Source organism: Pseudomonas sp. fls2-241-R2A-110 (genome assembly GCF_030209165.1).
GTDB lineage: Bacteria > Pseudomonadota > Gammaproteobacteria > Pseudomonadales > Pseudomonadaceae > Aquipseudomonas.
Window position 1 is genome coordinate 142,080 of record NZ_JARVSN010000019.1, and the last position, 19,155, is coordinate 161,234.

Here is a 19,155-nt window from a genome sequence, read left to right on the forward strand (position 1 = left end):
GGTCAGATTGATTGTGCCGGCTCCTGAGGTTTCATATCTCGTGTTGCCTGCGTTGCAATTTAATGAAATTGAACATCGACCTCCTTTGATCCGAATGTTTTTTTCCCAGAGTAGTAAGTTTTTAGAATTACCTGCCTGGAGCCACTATCTACGAGGATTTATCGCTGAAATCCAAGGTGGATATTTTCGGTATTGGTAATATGCTCTTCTTGCTACATCCCTATAGCTTTAGCAACCACAACCACCCTCCAATCTATCGCCACCCCATCTAACAGACTTTCAATACAACATCATTAGTTACACCTACACAATGCAAGGCCTGCTTGCGAGGCAGCAACTAATGTCTGCCGGTAAATAAATACTCCACATGCTGAAGATATGAAACTAAGCACTGGAGTACCTACATGATCCGTCACTCTGACAACACCAACCTGATCCTTCACAACGACACCACCTTCCAAAACTGGCCTATTCAAGAGGACAAAGGTCCATTCATTAAGCAGTACCTGAATCGTCTCCAACAGACGATGCAGTGTGCGCTTGCTCAATACCCCAGAGTGTTTGCCTTCCGAGTCGACCTACGACTACCTATGGGGATTCAGCCACCTGACTACGCGTACACGAACGAGGTCATTGAGCGTTTCATCGGATCCTTTAAGGCCAAAATCAAACATAACCGTAGCATGGCTCGCCAATCCAATCCCTATGCCCACGACAGCAAGGTTCGATACGTCTGGGCGCGAGAGCAAGGTCAGCACAGCAAGCCGCACCACCATCTAGCTATCCTGTTGAACTACGATGCCTTCAACTCGTTGGGTAAGTTTGAGCTTGGCAGAGACAACATGTTCAACCGCCTGGGGGAGGCCTGGGCCAGCGCGCTGGGTTTATCTGTAGAAGCTGTGGGCGGCCTGGTGGAAATTCCGAATAATCCTTATTATCACTTACATCGTGACGACCTGGTTGGACAGGCTCTGTTCTTCCACCGAACAAGTTATCTCTGCAAGTCTGCCACCAAGGCTTTTGGGGATGGCAGTCATGGGTTCGGCTGCAGCAGAAGCTAAGGGCAACACATTCTTGCTTAAAATAGGACAACTCAGCTATGAGGCGGGACGGACTTCAACTCACATTAGCCATCCCCAACTTAACTAATAAAGTCAAAGCTTAATCTCTTCTGGCACTGTCATTAGACGGTAGTAACCTATGCTGATGCCCCCACAGAAAATTGCTATCAACTTACGATCCTTTTAAACTCGACATCTATTTGGAGAAAATTGCCATCATGATCGACAAAAACCTGCTCGGACAGATTGCGCAAAGACTGCACTCTCTGGCCAAGGACGTTGAGACCGCTGCCGTTGAAGGCGTACATACAGTGTCCATTCCCCTTCAGGCCATACGGGACGGTTATCCAGCCGAACAGCTTGCAGAACTCAATAAGTGGTCTTCTGCCAGAGCACCGTACATCTATAAATTCTCAGTGAATGACGACGTTTACAAAAACCTATATCAGGCATTCAGCAATGCAAAAAAAGACAAGCAAATCGATCGCGCATTCGCCAGGCTGAACGCCGAGTCCCCCCTGCTCTATGTCGGTAGCTCACAGTCCCTGAACTCACGGATTAAGCAGCACCTGGGCTTCGGAGCGAAAGGTACATACGCGATGCAAATCTGTCATTGGCTTCCAAAGTTAGAGGGTGAATTACACATCCAAGCATGGAAGTTCGGCGCTAACACCGAAAAATCGGTCGTCCAAGCGATTGAGGATGGGCTTTGGGCCGCCAGTAGTCCGATGTTCGGACGCCAGGGAGCGCTCTAATGCACGACATCTACAATCTGCACCTCGGCGAAGTTCATGGGAAGGTAGCGAGGACACTTCAGCCCCCTCACGTCCCCTAAAGTTCGTTGACCATCAGCCGATATTCCCCTAATGGCTTACCTCACAGGCAGGTGCGCCCTTACCACAAGGATGTTCGCTTTGTCCTCCGCCAAATCCCACTCCACCGTCAGCCGTCAGTGGGAGCTGCTGCGGCACCTCCCCAAGCGCTCGCCCGGCATCACCGTTGCAGGGTTGTCAACTTGCCTACAATCGGCCGGCTTCGCGATCAGTCGACGTACGATCGAACGTGACCTGCGCGACCTGTCCATTGTGTTCCCCTTGCAATGCAACGACGCGGGCACACCGCAGGGTTGGTACTGGAAGCCCGGAGTCAGCGTGGAATTGCAGGGCATCACCTTGAGCGAAGCACTGAGCCTGGCGCTGGTGGAAGACGCGATCCGCCCGCTATTGCCTGGCAGCATGCTCCAGACCCTGGAGCCGCGTTTCGAACATGCACGACGCAAACTCAAGGGGCTGGAGGAGGATAATCCGGCGGCCCGCTGGCTGGATAAGGTCGCGAGTGTACGGCCAGACCTTAACCTACAGACACCAGAGATTGGCTTTGAAGTACTGGAAACTCTGCAAAAGGCGCTATTGGAAGAGCAGCAGATACGGTGTCAGTACTACTCGGCGCATTCCGACAAACTCCGCGAACTCACGCTCAATCCGTTGGCGATGGTGCAGCGTGGCTTGGTCACCTACCTGATCGGCACGGCTCACCCGTACACCGACGTACGCCAGTTTGCGGTGCATCGCTTTCGCCAGGTGAGCGCGCTGGAGTCCCCTACACAGGGTCTAGTGGATTTCGATCTGCAAGCGTATCTGGCCAGTGATGCGCTGCAATTCGGTACGCTAGAGAAAATCCAATTTCAAGCCTGGCTAAGCGAACGTCAGGCACGACTGATTCGCGAAACGCCATTGAGCGCGGACATGCAATTGACGCCGCTGGATGACGGTTACCGGGTCCAGGCAACGTTGAGCAACACCTGGCAGCTGCACTGGTGGATTCTGTCTCAGGGCGATGCGCTGATAGTGGAGCAACCAGAGAGTTTGCGGGTGAAAATCCGCGAGACATTGCTACGAGCTGCGGCTTCCTATGGTTCCACACACATAGAAGTCCAAAAGCCCACCTGCGGGTTGTGAAAGCGTTTTTCGTTGAGCCATCGCGACACAAATTGTCGCTTCAAGGACCGAAGATCACCGCCCCACCCTTGGCTGTCTTTGCGAACCACGCCCTGGCATCTGATCGCAAAAAGCAGACGGGGTTGAAACAGCAGGAGCCATGCGATGAAAACCTACTCAGCCTTTCTCCAACGCGCTAATTCCAAGGCAGGCCCTCAAGCCAACTTCACCGTCACAGTTCAGGCCGTGTCTTCGAACATGGCCAAGATAACGGCTGAAGCCCAATACCCAGGTTACAAGTGCCTCAATGCGCCCACCCAAGTGCGTTGAACCCGCAGCACTCACAAGGAGCGTCAGCGTGTCTGAAACAAACATCACTTTTGGTATGCAGTTGGATGGCCAGCGGGCCACCCAGGCGAGTGATCGCTTGGGCGTGCTGACGGTTGGTCCACAGGGTTTGCTGGATTACCTTGAAACCCAGCTTGGCCTGATTCAAATACGCCCGTGCGCAGCGCAACGCACCGCGGCCTACCGAGACTGCCTGGCACGGATGGACAGCCCGGATCGGTTCTACCATGTCAGTTTCGCAGTGGATGAGCTGGGGGTTGCAGAGACGTTGCTGGAGTGGCGCGACACCTGGTCCTTGCACGGGTGGGACGGCACCGTTGGTGCCGATGCCAACCAGCGCCTGCGGGACTTGGCTGATATAGAGCCACTGGCGCGCCAGCACGTTGCAGCTTCCATGGGCGAGCGCTTGCAGCACGTGCTCGCGGCTCTGGCGCAACGGCGGCCACCGATTGCCCAGCTGCGACTGGTCGATGACTGGGCGATTTATCCGCAGCGCTGGCAAGCGGTCCTCGAACGCTTACCGCACGAGCAGGCGAGTGCACCGATGGGTGCCAGCCAAGGGTTTCTGGGGCGTTTGCAGACCTGTCTGCTCCAGCAAGCGGAGGGCGCTCAATGCGATCCGCTGACTTGGGAAGATGACGGCACGGTAACTGTGGTGCAGGCGCAGACCCGCGTGCTGGGAGCCAGTTGGCTGAGCCGCACCTTAGCGCACAGCACACCTACCTTGCTGGTCGCCAGCAGCCAGGGCTCGCGCCTGGACGCACACTTGGCCGGCGCCAACCAGGCACGCCACGGCTTGCAGGAAAACAACGACCTGCGCCCAGCGCTTCAGGTACTGCCACTAGTCATGGAGTTGCTGTGGGCGCCACTGGATTACCGCGCGCTGCTCCAATTCTTGACCCATCCGGTGTGCCCGATACGTCGGTTTGCCCGCCAGCAGCTGGCCGCCAAGCTGGCGGATGCGCCGGGCATCATCGGGCCACGCTGGGAGCAGGTGCTGGAAGACATCGACAAGCATTACGAGAACGCGGATGCACAGAGTGTTCGACTGTCCATTGCACAGTGGGTTGAAAGCCCCGGCTATGATCCCGATGCCGGTGCACCACTGAAGGAAGTGCTCGATCGCACACAACTTTTGCAGGAATACTTTCGCCTGCGCCTGGGCAATGAAGCACCCGCCCAGAGCCTGGCTGCCCGTGCCGGCTATGCACAATGTAGCGCCTGCATGGAAACCCTCGACACGCTGCTGGCTCAGGGCGTTTCGACATTGCGTCAGCGGCAGTTGCAGCAGGTGATCGAACAGGCCACGGGCAATGGCACGGATAACCTCCTGAACGTTGCGCAGGTTGGTGCTCACTTGGCAGTCTCGCAACCAGGAGCCGCCATTGAGCCCACCGACCAGGTCATCTGGTGGGAGGTGGCCATGCCATCGCTGCCGGCCAATCACCCGTGGTCGACCGCCGAATTGCGGCAACTGGCCCTTGCGGGCGTCACCCTTCCCGACAATGCCACGCGGCTGGCCAACGCCGCGCAGGATTGGCTGCGTCCGGTGCTGGCAGCCAAGCATCAGTTGACACTGGTGCTAGCGCCACCTGATGAAGAAAGCCACCCGCTGTGGCAGATGATCCAGACCGCAACGACCAACGCGCCTGTGCAAGCCCTTGAGCATCTAATGCTGCAATCCGGCCCGCTCAGCGAACCGGTCGCGCGCGTACCGCTGCCACAACAGAAACGCTGGTGGAAACTGCCTGTCGACGTACCGCTGGCTGTCCCGCAGAACGCCTCGTTCTCGAGTCTCGAGTTGCTGCTGTTCAACCCCTACCAGTGGCTGCTCAAGTATGTGGCCAAGCTTTACCCCTCCGACAGTATCAGCCTGGGCGACGATTTCCGCCTGAACGGCAATCTGGCCCACGGGCTAGCCGAGCGTTATTTTCAGTTGCCCGACGCCCTCACGCTGAGCGATGCATCTTTTGAACGCTGGTTCGCAGGCGCCTTCGACACAATCGTCGCCGAGCAGGGCGCGGTGCTGCACATGGCGGGACGCGGCGCCGACCTGGCGACGTTGCGCCATCGACTGCACCGAGCGCTGATGACCTTGCGTCATCAAATGACCCAGGCAGGCGTGTGCACGGTCATCTCGGAAAAAAGCCTGACCGGAGAGTTCTCCGGGCGCGCACTTATTGGCTCCGCCGACCTGGTGCTCACGACCGCCAACGGACAACAGGCCATCGTCGACATGAAGTGGGCAGGCGGGAAGAAATACCCCGAAAAGCTGAAGGCAAACCGCCACCTGCAACTGGCGATCTATGCCGAACTGTTGCGTCAAGAAAGTGGTTCCTGGCCGTCGGTGGCCTACTACATTCTGGAGTCCGCCAAGCTACTGGTACCCGATAACCAGGTCTTCGCTGACGCAGAGGTCATCGCCGCCAATCCACCTGCAACCACCCGAGAGTTGTGGGACAGTTTTATCAGAACCTGGAAATGGCGACAGGAGCAAATTGGACAAGGCGAATTCGAAGTGGCGCTGGAGCGCATTGAAGCGACCGACGCCTCGCAGCCACCGGAGTTCGCCATGGCCATGGAATATCTTAAAGAAGACTACAACGACTATTTGACCCTCGCCGGATGGGAGCAATGACATGCCGCCAGTAACCGCACGCATTACCTTCATCAGCGCGGGTGCAGGCAGTGGCAAGACCCATCGCCTGACCGACATTCTCTACCGCGAACTCAGCAGCCAGCAGGTTCAGCCTGCGGGCGTGATCGCCACCACGTTTACCCGCAAAGCCGCCGCCGAGCTTCGAGAGCGGGTGCGCAGCCACCTGCTCAAGCAAGGTGACATGGGCCTGGCGAACGCCATGGGCCAGGCGCGTATCGGCACCATAAACAGCGTTTGCGGCCAGTTGCTAGAGCGATTTTCCTTCGAAGCAGGCATGGCGCCGCAACAGCGAGTGCTGGAGGAAAGCCAGGCCAAAGCGTTGCTGAATCAGGCGATTGACCGAGTGCTGCATGGTGAGCGTATGGCGGACTTTCTCGCAGTGGCACGTCGCCTGGGCCTGGAAGAAAAGGGCCAGCAAGGGGGTCGTCACGAGAACAGTTGGCTGGACGATCTACGCCGCATCGTTGACCAACTGCGCACCAACGATATCGCAATGGACCGCGCCCGCGACTTTGCCGCGATCAACGCCCAGGAATTGCTCGACAACTTCCCCAAGGCCACCCAAAGCGACCTGAGCGGCGAACTCAAGCGCCTCATTCCAAGTACACTGGCGGCGCTGGCCGACGCTGAAAGCAAAACGAAAGTGACCACCGAGTATGTGTCGCTACTACGGGATTTCGGGCTGGAGCTGAGTCGAGGCAGTGTGCCGTGGAGTGCCTGGGCAAAGCTGGCGAAGTCGGCACCGGAAAAAAATCTCAAAACCTGCGTTGAAGGCGTCACCGAGTGTGTCGCACGCTACGCCGAACATCCCAATTTGCATCAGGACCTGAACGATTATTTGCGACAGGTGTTCGATCTGGCGATAGATGCGCTGACCATCTATGGCGACAGCAAACGTGAACTGGGCGCCCTGGATTTCGCCGATCAGGAACATGCATTGCTGAACCTGCTGGACCACCCCACCGTGGCCCAGGTGCTGGACGACGAGCTGGACCTGGTGATGGTGGACGAGTTTCAGGACACCAGCCCCATGCAGCTGGCGCTGTTCCTCAAGCTCGCCCGATTTGCCAAACGTGTGTACTGGGTAGGAGATATCAAGCAGGCGATTTACGGGTTTCGCGGCAGTGACAGCGCGCTGATGCAGTCCATTCTGAGCTCATTGACGGCGCTGGGCGGCCAGAAGGAAATACTTCCGTTCTCCTGGCGATCGCGACCGGAACTGGTACAGCTCGTCAACGAAGCATTCAGCCATGCGTTCTCAAAGACCCTGCCCCGCGCCGAAGTCGAACTGAAGCCCAATCGCAAGGATCAATTGGCCGGCCCCGCATTCGCCAACTGGCTGCTCGAAGGCAAGAACGCCGACCTGCAAGTCGGCGCGCTGGTCACGGGCATCGGCAAGCTCATTGACGAGCACTATGAGGTATTCGACAAGGCTGCTGCACAGACGCGCCCTGTCCGTTTGGGCGATATCACCGTGCTGTGCTATTCCCACGCGAACGTCGCCAAGGTCGCCTCGGCACTCGCGGCGGCTGGCATCCCCTGCTCCACTGCCCAGGCTGGTTTATTGGCCACCGCCGAGGCGACGCTGGCACTGGCATGCCTGCGCCGCCTCAATGATCCCGCCGACACCCTGGCCACAGCCGAAATCGTGGCCCTGGCCGACGGTACCGAACCCGAAACCTGGGTCGCCGATCGTCTGCGTTACCTGGACGGCAATCATCGCCTCAGCCAGTGGCTGGAAGAGACCGTGGAAAACCACACAGCCCATCCCCTGGTAGCCAAATTGGCTGCATTGCGGGCGCACTTGCCGCTGCTGGCACCCGCCGAAGCCCTGCAAACCGTGATTGCCGAATGCGATTTGCCGGCACGGGTCGTACGTTGGTCGGCCAGCCCGGCACAGGCACAGACACGCCTAGCCAATCTGGATGCGCTGATCGAACTTGCCCAGCAATATGAAGAGTTGTGCCGAAGTGCACGACAGGCTGCCTCGATCTCCGGCCTGGTGCTCTGGCTGGGCGAAACCGCCCGCCAGAACAACGATCCATTGGCCACACCCGCCATTGATGCAGTCCGGGTGATGACCCATCATGCCGCCAAGGGCCTGGAATGGCCGGTGGTGATTCTAATGGACCTGGCGCGCTCTGTGGGGGACCGGTTGTGGTCGGTATCCGCCCGCTCGGGGAGCGCGTTCGATCCTCAACGGCCACTGGAGGATCGGTTTATCCGTTACTGGCCATGGCCCTTCGGGCTGCAACAGAAAATCCCGCTGGCAGACACCATCGCTGAGACCAAAGTGGCCAAAGAATTCCGCACAAGCGCGGTGGAAGAAGCGAAACGCCTGCTGTACGTCAGCATGACCCGTGCCCGCGACTTACTGGTGCTGGCGCGCCCAAGTCAAAAACCGTCGGGCGAGTGGCTTGAGTGCATCGATGCACCCTGGTTGCTGCCGCAGGAGGATGCGACTCACATTACCCTGCCTGACGGGCAAACCCTCAAGGCCGACTACTGGAAACTGACCGCCGTTGAGGCCCTTGTGCAAGACCCCGCCAGTTTTAGCGGCGTGCACTGGTTCGCACCTGTTACCCCGCAAGCTCCGCGCCTGCCGCTAAGTTTCAGTCCCTCCAGCAGCGCTGCGCAGCCCCACGTCACAGCGCGAGAAACTTGCAATATCGGTTACCGCCTCACGCTAAACGGCAAACCGAATATGAGTGTCCTGGGCACGGCGATCCACGCCTGCCTGGGCTTATCGTTCACCGATCCCAACACGCCACTGGTGCTGGATGAGGTGCAACGCATACTCAAGGGCTATGGGATGGAGCAGCATGTGAATGCCAGCCAGGTGTTGGAACAATCCCGTGCCCTGCACGCCTGGATTGCCGCACGCTGGCCGCACGCTCGGGCAATGGCGGAGTATCCCGTGCAACAAGTGCTGGCCTCCCGGCAAGTGCTCAATGGACGCCTGGATCTGCTGCTGGACATCGGCGACGGCTGGGTTCTGATTGACCATAAATCCAGTCCCAAAGCTTCCGCGAGTTGGGACCAACTGGCGGGCGAATATGCCGGACAATTGCAAGCCTATGCGCACGCCATTACCCGCGCGTCAGGACGCCCGGTAAAAGAAGCCTGGATTTTCCTGCCCACGGCAGCCGGTGCGTTCCGGGTCCTGTGAGGGCAAGCCCCATCGGTTACGATTCAAATGACTCAACTCTACGCGGCGGCTGAAAACTGCCGCCACACACTCAACAAAGGAACGACTATGACGCTGTACGAATCCATCGCTCTGGAAATCAAGGAAGGCGTATTGGGCGCGGTCTTCAAGGCGCAGGATCTGCTCTCGGATGAGCGCAAGGTGCTGCGCTCAATCGACGGTAAACAGGTCGAGAAGTATCGGATTGGTTTTGAGTTCTTCAAGGAAAACGGCATCCGCCCGGCCATCGCCGATTACGCGGTCGACAAGCTCACCGGTGACGGAGGTTACGCCGTCCGAAATGGCGCCAAAGCCAAATACCTGCGTACAGATTCGGCAACCTATCAGCTACTGCCTGCAGAGACACAAAACGAAGTCCTACCCGCAAAGTGCACCGCACCCTGAATACCTGCCTGCTCAGGGATGCTTGAGCAGTCTCTTACACTTGGCAACGGCCACTTCCCAGGGCGTGGCACGGCGCATTTCAAACTGAGTGCCGCCACACCCCGGGCAAATGTCCGGGAAGTCCTTGGGGCTCAGCACATCGCTGACCGGGACGACCGTCCGGCTCCAGCCGCAAGCTTCGCAGATGCGGGTGAACGGTCGCATGGGCATGACCATGGTGAGCTCCTTCTTTAGTTGTAACGTTTGGGATTTAGTGCACAGGTTTACTCAATGCATCACCCTTCAATTGTCGCGCGCCTGTCGAGCAGCGAATGAACAGCTGCGAGGTCATCAGGTGTGCCCTCGAACAATCGTCGGTGGGCTCATCGATACGGAGGGAGGGCGTCAGATTGTGTCGCTAGCACCAAATCTGCTCAACCGGCTCGGCAGTCGAGAGCATGCCGCCTGATTGAAATCGAAGACGTAAGCCAAGCGGCAAGCGCTGCTTGGCTTTTTGATGAAGTCTACGGTTGAGTTGCCATTGTCGGAATCGCGAGAACTCGCCCCAAGTAGCTGTCCAGCTTGCTGCTCACATCAATACTGCGATTTTTGAAAACCGAAATTGCTTTATCAAGTTTCTCCGCAAGCATGTCTCGATGCATGCCCTTCTTTGCTACGGCGTAAACCATATTCAAGATAGGTATTATTTGAAAGACTGTTTCTGTGAGGTTATCGGTCCAATCCCATTTCAACAGATCTGCTGCGATGATTTCGCGGTCATAATCTCGCAACGTTTCACGATGGAACTGTTGAGCGCCAAATAGCACTCCCAATCCATTAAAAATAACCTGCGCCTCACGGGTGACACTGACCATCCAGCTCTTCAACTCTACCGCCATCTCTTTAGAGTTTGAAGCTGCAAAATCGGCCACCTTGGTGTGTACTTTCGAGTAATTGCTAAAAAATCCTGCTTCCTGATCGTATAGTCTCAGAACTTTTTCTTTCCATTGATCAGCCCGAATATTACAACGCCTGAGAAACTGCGCTCGTATCTTGCCAATCAGGTTGGCCTTCACACTGGTCATGATGGCCTGTAGCAAAGCAGCATCCCCGAACGCCGTGGTCTCTCGACCATTCCTGAGTTTTTGCCCCAGGTTACTGACATCGATAATCGCGCCGCACTTTGGCACCTTGCTCTGCAAATAATTACGAACGTCTCGTCTTTCGCTATCGGAAGCGATATCCGATTTTGTAAGGGCGAATACTACGTTAAACCCTTGTTCGATCAGCGGGTTGATGACCGCCTTGAACTCGTAATCCTCTACACGCGCTCCCTTGGCGCTGATGCAGTAGATAACTGTATGGAACCAGTCAGTGATCTGTCCTCGATCCTCACGCTCATGTGCTTCCTTAATGATCAGTTCACGCCAGTCTTCGGCTTTGTCAGCTTCAATGCCCCAACTGTCATGCACCACCATCTTGAAATCATTCAGAACAATGGGTGGGTACGGGTAAATTCCACAACCTTTTGCGTCTGCCGCCTTAGGCGTGACAGGTCGACCCGCACCCGCTTCGGCGATTTTTTTGCCCCAAAGGTAATTCAGCAGCGAGGACTTCCCGCACCCTGACTTACCCAAGATAAGAACGTTAATCTGAGACACGGCGCTAGCCTCCTTTCATCTTCGCTTTGATCAGCTCGGAAATCAGATTGCTATCGAAGTATTCTGCAATGTCCTTGACTACGCCATTCAGATCATCCTCCACTACGCGCTCACACACCTCGGTCACGGCGTAACCTACCGCACCAGTAATGGCCGATGCGATCGAAGCATTAATGGCAGCACCTACGGCACTCCCGGCCCCGGGGATAAATTTGATTAGATTGCCTGCCAGACTACGACCCAATTGCGCGATCAGCTGTGAAAAAATGCCACCGGCAGCAAGGGATTTAATACTTGGCATGTCCCAAATAGACGCCAACCGCGCAATCATAGCGATTTGGTTTCCGACCAGAACCGGAGCATCGGAGAAAGGGATCGGACTTGCCGCAATAGTCGCTGCACTCGCTACGTGCTGAGCAATTACCATGTAGGACTGTTTGCGTTTGAGCTCAATTCCGCTCCTTGTAGAGCTGATAAAACCTTCCTTGAGCGAATCGTCCAGATGGTTGTGTGCCCACGTAATCAAAGGCTCCACGGTCAACCCCACCGAGGCATCGGTTGAGAACTCAAAGACTGTAACCTTTGGGCATTTGTCTTTGACCACGGCGACAAGAGTCTGGCTATCTTCCTCAGAAACTTGATCGACCTGCGTCATGATTACCGCAACTGGAATCTTGCTGGCGACAATCTCATTGATCGTTTTGGTATCGATATCAAAAACGCGGTGGTTAGCGACACTGATGCAGTACCAGGCCAAGTGGACCTGATCATCTAGTTGTGGCGCTCTCGTTTTGACGAAGTCAACGACCTGCTCCTTGTATCGCTTCTGCGCCTCTTCGCCAGACTCATAACCTTCACTATCGAATATGCGAATCAGCTCATTTTCGTATTTTTCGATTCCTTTAGTGACAGGACTTCCAGCACCTACACCCGCAAGCGCTTCACCAAACGTCGCATTCACCAAAGAGCTCTTACCTGCACCCGTCCCGCCTAAAACGAGAATGTTGGGCTTCTTGATCTTGCTGCGAGCACTTTTGAATTCGTTAGCGAACTTCTCGCCGAAATCTTCATCGTCCTTAAAACCGCTCATGCAAACACTCCTATGAAATAGTTTTGCCTACTGTATCGCCCAAAAAAATAAAAAGTTGAGCTCCACAGAAAAACAATCTTGATGACGCTGGGAAGGTTGAAAATGCTGTCCAATTTTTTCGGATAACGCCCTGCAGTCAATCTTCTGCACTAGATAGAGTCCGTGTTCTAACGACGCTATGGGTCATCCGATGGCGACCTCTGTAAATCGTCAATGGCCATTATTAGTGACAGCGCGACAGGTTGTGTCGCACGCCCATGCTTTTTTGCGTTCAGCTCGTTGTTGTAATTCTTGATGATCCAACCTCAGCCCCCCCAGCAAAGAGGCCAGCCACTAACGCTCACGCTGAATTATCAAACCTGAGGGCTGTTATCGATCACTGAATCAAACGCTTTGAGGTCTATTCATTGCTACCCACCACAACACTCGTGGATATCCGGCAATCGCTGACAATGTCGCCCGTCCCCCAATGGCGGCAGTAGAACCGCCCCTCGTTTACAGACTCGCCGGACTCGTCAAATACCTCTATCACCGCATTCCAGAGTGAAGTCCTTGGCGCGTCGCTGGTGGGGTCCAGGCAGAGCAGATGAGTGATCTGCATATCCTGCTCTTCATCAAATTGATAGCCTTGATAGCCCACCACCATCAACCAATGACCGGCCCCTCCCTGCCAATCCACACCCACTATCGGGATGTCGCTGCTGTCCACCGCTTTAGCAATCTGTTCGATCGTCGCTTTTCTTCTGCGCGCCACGTCAAGTATCTGAGTCGTAACGCCTACCCCCTTGAATGTTTCAGCGAGCCAGCTGATATCGAAATCATCAGTGCCCTCTGTCACCAGGCTTCCGAACGCCAACAGATTTTCACGGAAGCGTCCCTCTCGGGTTCGGCCATCGAATTGATCAAGATTGCGGGCTTGATCGCGCGTCAACACCCCTAACGTGATCAGCGCCATGGTGATGCAATAGGGACCACAGGCCCCATCCATCTCTCCCTGTCTCAGATGAATAAGGTCATGCCCAACCGGATGACAGCAGGTCACTGGACCCAACGGCGAAACGGACAGCCAAGGGTTCACAATCATTTTATTCATCAACTAACTTCCTGTAGATCAAATGCCCGACAAATGACGAGATGCTTTGCTTCACTGCGGACTCGTCCAGCGACTAGCAAATTGGGGCGATTAACCAGTCAGGCCAGATAATGCCATTTAGACATCACCTTTGCGTGCAATGCAGTTGTAATGCCTTTACCAGCGCGACAAAAATTCGGCCAGTGTCCGCTCCAACAACCCAGGGAATCGGGTAGTCAATGACGTGCTTTGGCACCTGGGACATTGATCAAACCACTCTCCTGGCCGCAGTGCGTCACTTTGCGGTGTCACTGTTTTCCTCCACCCGCAATCCCGGCAGACGTAGGTAAGAGGTCTGGGCTTTATGGGCATGGCAGTTCTCCAAAATTCATATACACACTTTATGGCTTGGCCCACTCAGCTCCCGGGGTATGCCCGCTCGATCTGTTCATCGAACTCCCCTCCATGACCACAGTAATCCCGAGGCACGCGCTCAATATCCTCAGCCACCTGCTCGATCACCCCACGCAACTCCAATCGCTCGTACCACCGCGACGGGATCGCTGCCGTGCCATGCTGGATACCGAGTAAATGGCCGGCTATCAGTCCCGTACCGTTACTATCGCCATCGTGGTTCACCGCATTGATGATGCCCTCTTCCAGGGTGTCGGCCGAAAGCGCACACCAAAGACCAATGGCCAAGGCTTCCTCCGCCAACCACCCGCCACTGAACTCGGCGATTCGCTGGGGTGTAGGGCGATAGCCTTCATAGAAGAAAAACAACACGCGTTCGAGCATGCTGCGCGTTTGCTCCATGCCCGCTTTCTGACCATGCAGGGCCAGGCTTGAAGTCACCGCATTTTCCAGGCTGGTCTGGTGATCAATCAGACGCTGGAGGATGTCAGCCAACAGACCCGCCGCAAGATAACCGGAGGGATGTCCGTGGGTCAGGCGGGCAGATTGAGCGGCGTACTCGAATGCGTTAGCGAAGAATGCACAAGGTGCCACTCGCATCAACGCGCCGCAGCCCTTGCTGTTGTTTTCGGCATTTGCCCCCAGGTGCGAGCTGGCCTTGAGTGCGCTCAGGCAGGTAGTACCAAGAGCACGGCACGACCAAAGAGCCGGCTCGGTGATCAGCCAGCCATCGGCGTTCACCGATGTTGCCGACGGATAGTCCTGGGTCATCAACCAGCGCAGCAGCGAATGGTGAATGACACTTGGCACATGGCATATGCCCCCCGAGCTGCTCCGCACAAAGGCACGCAAAAGACCTTCAGCAGTGAACAGCATCATCTGCGTGTCGCCGGTAATGGCACCAGTAACACCACGGACCGGGGTGAAATCGACAATGCCCTGAGGACCGTATTTAGCCTCGATGGCAGGCCACTCGAGGAATTCCACCGAAACGCCCAGCGCGTCGCCAACAGCACCGCCAACCAAGCACCCTTTGATTCTTTCCAGTCGCTTCATGTCCTTTCCCCTCACGCGACTGGCACCATCGCCAGCACAATTTCCAGTTTTCTCTGCAACTGTTCCACGTGCGCTTTTTCTGCCCGCAATGCCGAGCGCAACTCTCGGTTTTCCATTTCCCGGATGCGCGCCCAACGGGCCGCCATCTGATTGCCAAGCAGTAGGTGCCAGATCTCGCGCAACCGCAGGTACTGCATCAACAGCACCAAAAAGATCAGTCCAATCATCAGCAACGCACCTGTCGAGACTGCGTCCGACATACTCATGTCCACTTCCTTCCGTGAGTTCGATTTACCTCGAAGACAGACACACGATATGTCGTGTTAAATGACAGGTCTAGAATGTAGACTTATACAGGTAAAGTATTCGCACACATGGAGGGCGCATGAAACGCATGTATCCGGCGAACAGACTCGTAGAAAAATGGGTTTTTGCTATTGGTCAGCCAAGAGTATTGCCTGGCAGTTAGCCCGGTAGATCCGGGGCAGGTTGTTCGGAGCTTGCGCGTAAACCGATCCAACCGTTCGAAGCCCTCAGTGGATGCACCAGAGTACATACGTCCTCAAACTTTACATATTGCGGCCACTGCCCAACGCGCTGATTGGAAACGCTATCCGAGCGAAATCATTGGCGTCGTTTTTTACTCGGCACAGGGGGCGGGTTAATTGCACCCTTTGCGTCAGCACGGGAGTAGGGGCAGGTGGAGTGGACTGCAGCTTGAGCACAAAACTGCGCTCTCAGAGGCCTGAAAAGTCTGGTAGCGATGAGGTTGATCTGCTGTTCGTTAACAGGTCAACTGCTGGTGACCTGTTACTCAGGCCCTATTTGTAGCTTCACGCTCCTTCAAAATCACCCCGTGCTTCAACGGCTGCTGAAAGTGAAATCCCCCTCCCAGCTAAACCCGCAGTGATACTGGGCATTAAAACATTGAAGCGCGGCATGCTCGATCGTGAACCTCTTGAGCAACTCAACCACCGCTGAGTTACCCCCGTCCCTGTTATCGCGCATTGCCAACTTGAGTGCGGTCTGACCTTCATTGTCAGGGCAAGCCAAATTTGCACCGTTACGCGCCAGTGCCTTTACCAGTCGGGTATTGCCTCGCAGCCCTACCGTTCCCAGCGCGGCATACATCAGTGCGGTCCTGCCAGCTCCATCTGCTGCATCGATGGTCGACGACAGCATCTCGATCACTCGACCATAGGACTCGTGACGCCGGTATTTCGCCAAATGAATGAGTGCGGTGCGTTGAGCCGCGTTTCTGATCGCAGGATCGACACGTTCAAGCAACTGCCTGCAGGCATCCGTGTGACTGGCCAAGGCGGCCATATGCAGCGGGGTGTCGCCATGCAGGAACAAGTCCGGATTGGAAAGCTTGTCCGCGTGTCGAGTGACGTAGTGTTCAATCTCACCGTTATCCCGAGACTTTAGTGTTTCCTCGAACTCTGCCGTGTTGGCTCGCTGAAGGTTTTCCAGAACCGATCGCCCAGCTGGATCAGCGTAAATATTGGAGCCATTAGAGTCACTTTCGATGCCTACCCTGGACATGGATGCATCACAGGGACCGAGATCCACTGAACCGCCCCTCTCGATCTCGTCCTCGTCCCAGACCTTGCCGGCCTCGAAGTGTAGATAAGGTCGCCAGCCCTCCTCCTCATTTACAATCACTTCCTCGCCTATTTTGACGTGCCCTTCCAGCGTGTTGGCCAAAAATGCCGCCAGCTCCACCAGGAAAGCTTCAGGCAAGTTCGAACTACAAGCTCCATGCCAGCAATCGCCACCGTTGAACAGACTGCTATAGGCTCTGGAGAACCAGAGAGTTGCAGGCCGCTGATGAGGGTGCCGCGCCAACCACTGCCGAGCGAAATCATTGATCAGTTCACGCCAATCGACATAGGCGTAGTGGCCGCCAATCTGATAGATGTCAACAACGAGCACCTTTACTCGGTCGCCTGAAGTCCTGACACGAGGGATAAAGAAGTCCTGCCGGTGATGTGTGAATTCATTCATCTGCTAGCTCGCTGCCGACCGAGGCCCAATCGGGCAATTGTTTGGTGCTGCACCAAACGTACTAATAAATTAATGCATAGCTGCACCATTGAGAAAATGGCGATAAGCCACTAAACACTCGAATGTGACACTTGTGAACTAATGAACGAACCCAATCGGTCGCTGCAACCCGACGGTTTTCAAACGACTTTCCGCCAGCAACGCACTGGCCAGTTCATCAGCACTGACAAAGGGCTTGAAGCGCGCACGCCGGGCTACCGCAGCGAAATCACCCGGCGTCAGATGAGCCTCATGCTTCAAGCGCAGCCCCGCTGCGCTGGAAGGGTCCTTGAGCTTGAGCGCCTGCATATGCGCACTGAACAATTGCTGAACTTGAGCTTGGCGCAGATAACCAAAATGGATTTTCAGATCAAATCGACGTAAGGAAGCCTCGTCCAGATCGCGTATCAAGTTGGTTGAAGCGATAAACAGGCCACGGTAACTTTCCATTTGCGTGAGCATTTCGTTGACTGCCGTTATCTCCCAGCTTTGGGTGGCCTTGCGCCGGTCCTGCAAAAAGCTGTCGACCTCGTCCAGCAGCAATACCGCATCATCTTGCCCAGCCTTTTCAAATGCTGCGGCCAGGTTTTTCTCGGTCATGCCCACGTAAGGCGATACCAAGTCGGACACCCGTTTCACCATCAGGGGTTTACCCAACTCTCGGGCAATCCAGCAACCGAATGCCGTCTTCCCTGTGCCTGGAGGCCCGTAAAAACAAAGACGCGCCTCGGGGTGTTCACGCAGGCCATCCAGTAATCCGGCGGTCGCCACGTCAGTGTTAATCAGTTCAGGCGAATAGAAGGCAGGAAGTGAATGCCCTTGATTACGCTCAAGCTTATCGAAGCCTTGAGCTTTGAGCGTGCTGTCCACCAGGCATTCAACGGTGGCATCCAGAGCCTTGCCTGAACGAGGATGAAGGTTGCGGGCAATGCTCACAGCGCGAGTGATGACCGCAGGGCTCATGTGCTCATGCTCAATCATTTTGCGGACCAGTTCGTCACTCAGCTTATCGCCGCCGCAGCCACGAATAATGCGCTCGCGTTGAGCCTTTGGCGGGTTGGGTAACTCGATAACCAGGTCATACCGCCGGATATGGGCGCTATCCAGTGATTCGATGCTGTTGCTCAGCCAAAAACAGGGCAACGCATTCTCTTCCAGCATGCGGTTGACCCAGCCTTTTTGAGCTCCGGCCTTTCGGTCCAGAGACAATGCAGGCGAGCCAAAAACGTCCTCAATTTCATCCAGCAGCAACAACGCTTTTTGCGAACGGAGCACACTCATGGCCGAGCGCAATGAACATAAACGCTGATTGGTGCTGACCGGATCACCATCGCTGTCACTGCAGGCAATTTCATACAGAGGTGTATCAAGTGCTGCCGCCAGCAGACGGCTGAGTTGCGTCTTGCCGGTACCAGGCGGCCCATATAGCAGTATGTTAACCCCTGACCGGGCTTCAGCCAGGGCCTTGGTCAGATGCGCCTTGGCAATCTTAATCGGTTGCTTGAGGTGCGCGTAATCGTCTTCCTCCAGGGTCCCCGCCGCACTCAGCCGGAAGGCGTATTTGAAGAGCTCGATCGGTTGCCCCCGGTTGAAGCGCAGCAAGCCTGGAAGGTCACTGTTACCCACTTCTAACCGGCTGCTCAAGGTAGTGACCGTACAAGAAACCGTATTGACTTCCAGCAACCCCGCCTTTACCAATTGGCCATCGTGAGCGAGGTATCGAGCCAACAACTTCTGCGGGATATCCAGCAATACCGACAAGACCCGTAGCATGCGGTTGTATCCCATGGCCCCGAGCAGATCGGCGGCGCTACTGAGCACAGGATCGGAGTGCATCAACACACAAAAGCCGAGGATGCTTAATTCTGAGTCGTCCAATTCAATCAGACGTGCCAGCGCCTTCAGGTTATGGCTCAAACGATCCGGGTACCCAGCCTCGCAATAGTGCATGTCAAAAGCCTTGCGTTCAGCTCTCAAGCGCAACAGAGCATGGCTTGGCTTGAAGCCATCGTCACCAATAAGTGCTCGCAACCCTAGCTCGGTAGCGAGCTCGTCGTCATTGAAGTAATGCCGCTGAATCAGATTGCTGTGTCCGCCGAGATCGAGCATCAATTTGAAGGCCCATTTCAACGACAGCGCACAAGTGTCTGGGCTGTGGGGGCCGGAGCTGCGATTTGAGTCATGACTGATCGCGCGGCGGATTGGCATCGTGGTAGTTCCTGTACCTGATAAGACCGGAG

Annotated in this window: 15 protein-coding genes; 7 read left to right on the plus strand and 8 right to left on the minus strand. The window is 55.7% G+C overall.

Translation table 11 applies throughout. The features are described from left to right. The first annotated feature begins 404 nt into the window (after nt 1–404). The 7 genes from QRN31_RS16430 to QRN31_RS16460 all read left to right on the plus strand — a co-directional run bounded on the left by QRN31_RS16430 (nt 405) and on the right by QRN31_RS16460 (nt 9,597). Nucleotides 405–1,061, plus strand: a complete 657-nt coding sequence (locus tag QRN31_RS16430) for an inovirus Gp2 family protein (RefSeq protein WP_285433118.1) — start codon at nt 405–407, stop codon at nt 1,059–1,061. Nucleotides 1,062–1,279: 218 nt separating this feature from the next. Continuing rightward, nucleotides 1,280–1,816, plus strand: coding sequence for a GIY-YIG nuclease family protein (locus QRN31_RS16435; protein WP_169872177.1), 537 nt, complete (start codon nt 1,280–1,282; stop codon nt 1,814–1,816). 159 nt (nt 1,817–1,975) lie between these two features. Further along, nucleotides 1,976–3,019: a helix-turn-helix transcriptional regulator gene (locus tag QRN31_RS16440; RefSeq protein ID WP_285433121.1), complete on the plus strand. Its 1,044-nt coding sequence runs from the start codon at nt 1,976–1,978 to the stop codon at nt 3,017–3,019. A 144-nt stretch (nt 3,020–3,163) separates the two neighbouring features. After that, complete coding sequence (locus QRN31_RS16445; RefSeq protein WP_285433122.1) at nt 3,164–3,328, plus strand: hypothetical protein; 165 nt, start codon at nt 3,164–3,166, stop codon at nt 3,326–3,328. A 28-nt stretch (nt 3,329–3,356) separates the two neighbouring features. Beyond that, nucleotides 3,357–5,984, plus strand: a complete 2,628-nt coding sequence (locus tag QRN31_RS16450; RefSeq protein ID WP_285433124.1) for a PD-(D/E)XK nuclease family protein — start codon at nt 3,357–3,359, stop codon at nt 5,982–5,984. Nucleotide 5,985: 1 nt separating this feature from the next. Continuing rightward, nucleotides 5,986–9,174, plus strand: coding sequence for a UvrD-helicase domain-containing protein (locus tag QRN31_RS16455; RefSeq protein WP_285433125.1), 3,189 nt, complete (start codon nt 5,986–5,988; stop codon nt 9,172–9,174). Nucleotides 9,175–9,201: 27 nt separating this feature from the next. Then, a complete protein-coding gene (locus QRN31_RS16460) occupies nt 9,202–9,597 on the plus strand; it encodes a hypothetical protein (protein WP_285433127.1) in 396 nt (131 codons plus the stop codon). A gap of 12 nt (nt 9,598–9,609) precedes the next feature. Here QRN31_RS16460 and QRN31_RS16465 read toward each other — a convergent pair whose 3' ends face one another. The 8 genes from QRN31_RS16465 to QRN31_RS16500 all read right to left on the minus strand — a co-directional run bounded on the left by QRN31_RS16465 (nt 9,610) and on the right by QRN31_RS16500 (nt 19,123). Continuing rightward, nucleotides 9,610–9,813 (minus strand): hypothetical protein, encoded by a 204-nt coding sequence (locus tag QRN31_RS16465; RefSeq protein WP_285433129.1) that lies wholly within the window; start codon nt 9,811–9,813, stop codon nt 9,610–9,612. Between the two features lie 287 nt (nt 9,814–10,100). Then, a complete protein-coding gene (locus tag QRN31_RS16470) occupies nt 10,101–11,237 on the minus strand; it encodes a GTPase family protein (RefSeq protein WP_095040968.1) in 1,137 nt (378 codons plus the stop codon). 4 nt (nt 11,238–11,241) lie between these two features. After that, the gene (locus QRN31_RS16475; protein ID WP_285433133.1) at nt 11,242–12,327 is read right to left on the minus strand and encodes a GTPase family protein; all 1,086 of its coding nucleotides are present in this window, start codon (nt 12,325–12,327) and stop codon (nt 11,242–11,244) included. A gap of 400 nt (nt 12,328–12,727) precedes the next feature. After that, nucleotides 12,728–13,420, minus strand: coding sequence for a hypothetical protein (locus QRN31_RS16480; protein ID WP_285433135.1), 693 nt, complete (start codon nt 13,418–13,420; stop codon nt 12,728–12,730). A gap of 396 nt (nt 13,421–13,816) precedes the next feature. Further along, complete coding sequence (locus tag QRN31_RS16485; RefSeq protein WP_285433136.1) at nt 13,817–14,869, minus strand: ADP-ribosylglycohydrolase family protein; 1,053 nt, start codon at nt 14,867–14,869, stop codon at nt 13,817–13,819. Between the two features lie 11 nt (nt 14,870–14,880). Then, nucleotides 14,881–15,135 (minus strand): hypothetical protein, encoded by a 255-nt coding sequence (locus tag QRN31_RS16490; RefSeq protein WP_285433137.1) that lies wholly within the window; start codon nt 15,133–15,135, stop codon nt 14,881–14,883. Between the two features lie 595 nt (nt 15,136–15,730). Next, nucleotides 15,731–16,876, minus strand: coding sequence for an ankyrin repeat domain-containing protein (locus QRN31_RS16495; RefSeq protein ID WP_285433139.1), 1,146 nt, complete (start codon nt 16,874–16,876; stop codon nt 15,731–15,733). Nucleotides 16,877–17,014: 138 nt separating this feature from the next. Continuing rightward, nucleotides 17,015–19,123 carry an AAA family ATPase gene (locus QRN31_RS16500; RefSeq protein ID WP_285433141.1) on the minus strand — a complete coding sequence of 703 codons (2,109 nt, stop codon included), beginning with the start codon at nt 19,121–19,123 and terminating at the stop codon, nt 17,015–17,017. Nucleotides 19,124–19,155: the final 32 nt, after the last annotated feature.

What these genes read in the sequence shown, in the direction of transcription:
- QRN31_RS16430 (WP_285433118.1), top strand. Translation starts at nt 405, where the DNA reads ATGATCCGTCACTCTGACAACACCAACCTGATCCTTCACAACGACACC.
- QRN31_RS16435 (WP_169872177.1), top strand. Translation starts at nt 1,280, where the DNA reads ATGATCGACAAAAACCTGCTCGGACAGATTGCGCAAAGACTGCACTCT.
- QRN31_RS16445 (WP_285433122.1), top strand. Translation starts at nt 3,164, where the DNA reads ATGAAAACCTACTCAGCCTTTCTCCAACGCGCTAATTCCAAGGCAGGC.
- QRN31_RS16455 (WP_285433125.1), top strand. Translation starts at nt 5,986, where the DNA reads ATGCCGCCAGTAACCGCACGCATTACCTTCATCAGCGCGGGTGCAGGC.
- QRN31_RS16460 (WP_285433127.1), top strand. Translation starts at nt 9,202, where the DNA reads ATGACTCAACTCTACGCGGCGGCTGAAAACTGCCGCCACACACTCAAC.
- QRN31_RS16465 (WP_285433129.1), bottom strand. Translation starts at nt 9,813, where the DNA reads ATGGTCATGCCCATGCGACCGTTCACCCGCATCTGCGAAGCTTGCGGC.
- QRN31_RS16475 (WP_285433133.1), bottom strand. Translation starts at nt 12,327, where the DNA reads ATGAGCGGTTTTAAGGACGATGAAGATTTCGGCGAGAAGTTCGCTAAC.
- QRN31_RS16480 (WP_285433135.1), bottom strand. Translation starts at nt 13,420, where the DNA reads ATGAATAAAATGATTGTGAACCCTTGGCTGTCCGTTTCGCCGTTGGGT.
- QRN31_RS16485 (WP_285433136.1), bottom strand. Translation starts at nt 14,869, where the DNA reads ATGAAGCGACTGGAAAGAATCAAAGGGTGCTTGGTTGGCGGTGCTGTT.
- QRN31_RS16490 (WP_285433137.1), bottom strand. Translation starts at nt 15,135, where the DNA reads ATGAGTATGTCGGACGCAGTCTCGACAGGTGCGTTGCTGATGATTGGA.
- QRN31_RS16495 (WP_285433139.1), bottom strand. Translation starts at nt 16,876, where the DNA reads ATGAATGAATTCACACATCACCGGCAGGACTTCTTTATCCCTCGTGTC.
- QRN31_RS16500 (WP_285433141.1), bottom strand. Translation starts at nt 19,123, where the DNA reads ATGCCAATCCGCCGCGCGATCAGTCATGACTCAAATCGCAGCTCCGGC.